Raw genomic sequence first — 1,967 nt, forward strand, 5'->3', positions numbered from 1 at the left:
TCGCCGCGCTGGTGGTGGGTGTCGACTTCATCGACAACTCCGCGGCCAACCGGGTGCTGACCAACCTCAACGCTGCCTCGAGCACGCTGCGGTCGGAATCCTCCACGCTGGGTTCGAACCTCTCGGTCGTGCAGGTGCGTCAGGACTTCAACAAGAACCTGATCAACGTGCTGCAGACCGGCTCGTCGAACCTGACCTTGGCCGACACCAACGTCGAAGCGGCGAACAGCCAGGCGCTGTCGACCCGTCAGTCGATCGCGGTCTCCGCACTCTCGCTGGCCAACCAGTCGCAGCAGAGCGTGCTGCAGCTGCTCCGCTAATCAGCGGCGGACATCTCAGGAAAAATAGGGCGGCGGGGCTTCGGCCCCGCCACTTTTTCGTCGGCGTAGCGGATGGAAGAATCCCGGCGTCCGCGCAGCAACGCGACCGGTTCTCTAACCTCTCGTTATGGTTAACGGATCGCAAGTGCCGCACGTCGCGGCGGAAAACGCAAGCGACTCAATGGGGGTGCTCGATGCGCCAAGCGTTCTGAGGCCTTCATGGTGAATCGATACTGAAAAAATGGGTTCCATTTTCAGATTTCGTTAGAGGCTTTGCGGGAAGCTTCCACCCGTCGCGCGATGAAGTTCGCGGTCGGAGCGACACGTAGTACCAGAAGGTAGTAGACATGTCCGGTATCGTTCTCTCTGCGTCAGTTCGCCAGAACCTGCTGTCGCTGCAGTCGACCGCTGATCTCCTCGCCACCACCCAGAATCGCCTGTCCACCGGCAAGAGTGTCAACACCGCGCTCGACAATCCGACCAACTTCTTCACCGCACAGTCGCTCGACAACCGCGCCAGCGACATCAACAACCTGCTCGATGGCATTGCCAACGGCGTGCAGGTGCTGCAGGCCGCCAACACCGGCATCACCTCGTTGCAGAAGTTGATCGACAGCGCCAAGTCGATCGCCAACCAGGCGCTGCAGACCACGGTCGGTTACTCCACCAAGTCCAACGTCTCGACTACGGTTGCGGGGGCAACCGCTGCCGATCTGCGCGGCACCACGAGCTTTGCCAGCACAACCGCCTTGAGCAATGTGCTCTACACAGGCGCGGCGGGCGGCACGACACCTGCGACGACGAATTCGGCCCTCGGTGCGCTGACGGGTACCCGGACGGGCGCAGCCGCGACCGCCGGCGACGGCTCGACGGCACTGACCGCCGCCATCACCCTGCTGGGCACCGGCACCAGTGCCACCGGCCTGGTCGGCAACGCCCAGCCCGCGGACGGCGACACGATCACCGTCAACGGCCACACCATCACTTTCCGTGCGGGCACTGCTCCGGCAAGCACCGCAGTTCCGTCCGGCTCGGGCGTGTCCGGCAACATCGTCACCGATGCAAGCGGCAACTCGACGATCTATGTCGGCACCACGGGTACCCCGACCGGCTCGGTCGGCGACCTCTTGACCGCGATCGATCTTGCAAGCGGCGTGAGGAGCGCCTCGATTACCGCCGGTGCCGCGACCATCAGCCTCAACATCGGTCAGATTGCGTCCTCGGTCGCGGGCGGCATCGTCACACTGAAGAGCTCGACGGGCGCCGACTTGAGCGTCACCGGCAAGGCCGATCTGCTGAAGGCTCTCGGTCTCAGCACGGCGACCGGTGGCGGCAACGCGACCGTCTCCGCGACGCGCCCCACCAGCCTGGGCTCGCTCAGCGCGTTGATCGCTGACGGTTCGACGCTCAACGTCGACGGCCACGTCATCACGTTCAAGAACGCGGCGACTCCCGCTGCTGCGTCTCTGAGCCCGGGCTATGGTGTGTCCGGCTTCGTCGTCACCGACGGCAATGGCAACTCGACGATTTATCAGCAGGGCGCCTCGGTTACCGACGTCCTGAACGCGATCGACCTTGCCACTGGCGTCCAGACCGCCAGCATCGCTGCCAACGGCACTGCGACGCTGTCGACGGCAACCGGACAGT

The 1,967-nt window shown here is 64.2% G+C and carries 2 protein-coding genes; both read left to right on the forward strand.

The window, feature by feature from the left end; all coding sequences use genetic code 11:
- Positions 1–320 (forward strand): flagellin (locus C2U70_RS32475; RefSeq protein WP_283810414.1); only part of this gene is annotated, 320 nt, incomplete at its 5' end.
- A 347-nt stretch (positions 321–667) separates the two neighbouring features.
- On the forward strand, positions 668–1,967 hold a 1,300-nt coding region (locus C2U70_RS32480), incomplete at its 3' end, for a DUF1522 domain-containing protein (RefSeq protein WP_140982827.1).

The sequence above is a fragment of the Bradyrhizobium guangdongense genome, assembly GCF_006483445.1.
Taxonomy (GTDB): domain Bacteria; phylum Pseudomonadota; class Alphaproteobacteria; order Rhizobiales; family Xanthobacteraceae; genus Bradyrhizobium; species Bradyrhizobium guangdongense_A.